General features: G+C 66.5%; 1 protein-coding gene and 1 pseudogene. Both read left to right on the plus strand.

What is annotated here, in order from left to right:
• The first annotated feature begins 141 nt into the window (after positions 1 to 141).
• A complete protein-coding gene (gene mgtA / locus ABI385_RS00430; RefSeq protein ID WP_348101752.1) occupies positions 142 to 2,787 on the plus strand; it encodes a magnesium-translocating P-type ATPase in 2,646 nt (881 codons plus the stop codon).
• A pseudogene (locus tag ABI385_RS00435) lies at positions 2,784 to 3,219 on the plus strand (phosphoketolase); the annotation flags it as partial. The gene mgtA and the pseudogene ABI385_RS00435, both read left to right, overlap by 4 nt.

Genomic DNA, 3,219 nt, shown 5'->3' on the forward strand with positions numbered 1-3,219 from the left:
GAGACCACCCGGTCAACGGCGGGACGTGACCGTTCCCATCGACGCGGCCTGGCCGTGGTCCGGCCCGTGAGCGCGTCAGCCCCTCCCATCCGCAGCTCGACGCCAGCGAGGCAGGAGACCGGGGCGAACACCGTCAGCAGCGTGACGACCGCAGCGGCCACCGAAGCGGCAGTCGTGCTTGCCGTCCTCGACAGCACCATGGCGACCGGGTTGTCGGACCAGGACGTGTTGCGACTGCGACGGCAGTACGGACCCAACGCCGTTTCCTCGCACCAGGCCCGGCTCCTTCCGGTGCTGTGGCACCAGGTGCGTTCGCCGCTGCTTCTCCTTCTGGTTGCCGCGGCGACCGCGTCCTACTTCGTCGGACAGCGTAGCGACGCGCTCATCATCGGCGTGATCGTTGCGCTTTCGGTCGGGCTCGGGTTCGTCAACGAATACCGTGCTGAGAAAGCGGCCGAGGCCCTGCACGACCAGATCCGGCACGAGAGCACCGTCATTCGTGACGGGCGCGCCTCGGCCGTCGATGTCGCCGAGCTGGTGCCCGGCGACATCATCGAGCTGCATCTGGGCGACATCGTCCCGGCGGACGTCCGGTTGCTCGAGACCACCGGGCTCACCTGCGACGAGTCGGTGCTCACCGGGGAGTCATTGCCGGTGGACAAGAACACCGCGTCCGTCGCCCCCGGGACGGCGCTAGCCGACCTGACCGGTTGCGCGCTCATGGGGACGGTCGTGAACGCCGGCAGTGGCCGCGCGGTGGTGGTGACGACCGGGGCGCGGACCGAGTTCGGCAAGATTGCCGCCGGACTCAGTGGGCACCAGCTCGAAACCGAGTTCCAACGCGGCCTGCGGCGCTTCTCGATGCTGCTCGTCTACGTCGCGGGAACCCTCACCACGTCGATCTTCGTGATCAACGTCGTGTTGCACAAGCCGATCATGGACGCCCTGCTCTTCTCCCTGGCCATCGCTGTCGGCATCACACCGCAGCTGCTACCGGCCGTGGTATCCAGCAGCCTAGCCGCAGGCTCGCGGCGGATGAGCCAGCACAAGGTGCTGGTCAAGAGACTCGTCTGCATCGAGGATCTCGGCAACATCGACGTTCTGTTCACCGACAAGACCGGCACCCTCACCGCCGGCCGCGTGGAGTACACCCGGGCCGCGCCGGCCAGCGGCTGCACCGACGCGGATCTGCTGCGGTCTGGGCTGTTGTGCACAGAAAGCACGGTTCAGGACGGCCAGGCCGTCGGCGGTAACCCACTGGACCGCGCGCTCAGCACCTCCCCGGCAGTGGCCGCCCAACAGGCGGCGCTCGCCGACTACACCCGGCTCGGGCTGGTGCCGTTCGACCACGAACGCAACATGGTCTCGGTGCTGGTCCGCGACCGTGCCGGCGTGTTGACGCTCATCACGAAAGGCGCGCCCGAGAGGGTCCTGGACCGGTGCCTCGATGTCCCCGCCGATGCACGCGCTGCCCTGGACGCCGAGTTCGCGGCCGGGAACCGCGTCATTGCCGTCGCGACCCGACAGGCCAGTGAAGCGAGGCCACCAGTAGCCGGCGACGAGTACGGACTCAAACTCGCCGGGTACCTCGTGTTCCTCGACCCGCCCAAGGCCGACGCCGCGGACGCACTGCACCGCCTCGCCACGCTTGGTATCGCAGTCAAGGTAATCACCGGTGACAACCCCGCCGTCGCCGTGAAGGTCTGTCACGATCTCCGCCTCACAGACGGCGCGGCGCTGACCGGAGTGCAGCTGGCGACCATGGACGACGACGCGCTGGCCGCCGCCATCGCCACGACCACGGTGTTCGCCCGGGTCAGTCCCGAGGACAAGGCCCGGATCGTGCGCGTCCAACGCCGAAGCGGTGGGGGCGTTGCCTTCCTCGGCGACGGCGTCAACGATGCCCTCGCGTTGCATGCCGCCGACGTCGGGATCTCGGTCGACTCAGCCACCGACGTAGCGAAGGATGCCGCCGACGTCATCCTGTTGGAGAAGGACCTTGATGTGCTTGCGGACGGAGTCGCCGAGGGGCGGCGCATCTTCGCCAACACGATCAAGTATGTGCTGATGGGCACCTCGAGCAACTTCGGGAACATGTTCTCCGCCGCCGGCGCCTCGGTATTCCTGTCGTTCTTGCCGATGCTGCCGTCCCAGATCCTGCTCAACAACCTGCTTTACGACACCAGCCAGCTGGCGATCCCCACCGACCATGTCGACGAGGAACAGCTGCGCCGCCCATCCCACTGGGACATCGCCTTCATCCGCCGGTTCATGATCTTCTTCGGCCCGCTCAGCTCGGTGTTCGACTTCATCACCTTCGGCATCATGCTCTGGGTCTTCAACGCCAGCGCCGGCGAGTTCCGTTCCGGGTGGTTCGTCGAGTCACTGGCCACCCAGACCCTCGTGATCTTCGCCATCCGCACCCGGCGCATCCCATTCTTTCGTAGCCATCCCAGCCTGCCGCTTGTCCTGGCCGCCCTAGGCGTGGTGGCCGTCGGCTCGGCATTACCGGCCAGCCCATTGGCCCAGACTCTCGGCTTCGAACCGCTGCCCATCGCCTTCTTCGCCGCGCTGGTAGCCATGATTTTCGCGTACCTGGCGTTGATCGAGCTCGGGAAGCGGATCTTCTACCGAGTCGCCCGCACCGACGTCGCGCCACGACGCGATGCACGACGCCACTTCCTGCGGCGTCGAGCCGCCCGATTCAGCCACGCGACACGTGACGTCCACGGCAGGCGCCACCACCGAAACGCACACACCACTATTCGAGAAGGACTGAAGCCATGACCAACACCGCCTCTCTCCCGCGGAACACAACCAGCCCCGAACCCCACCCCACGCTGAGCCCCGAGCTGCTGCACACCATGGACGCCTACTGGCGCGCAGCCAACTATCTGTCGGTCGGTCAGATCTACCTGTATGACAATCCGTTGCTCAAGCGGCCGTTGGCGCTGTCGGACGTGAAGCCGCTCGTGGTCGGGCACTGGGGGACCACACCAGGGCAGAACTTCATCTACGTCCACCTCAACCGGGTGATCAGCAAGTACGACCTCAACATGTTCTACGTCGCCGGACCGGGGCACGGCGGCCCAGCGCTGGTGGCCAACACCTATCTCGAGGGCAGCTACTCGGAGATCTACCCGGATGTCAGCCAGGACGAAGCCGGGTTGAAGAAGCTGTTTACGCAGTTCTCCTTCCCTGGGGGCATCTCCAGCCACG

It is taken from the genome of Lapillicoccus sp., from assembly GCF_039935575.1.
GTDB lineage: Bacteria > Actinomycetota > Actinomycetes > Actinomycetales > Dermatophilaceae > Lapillicoccus.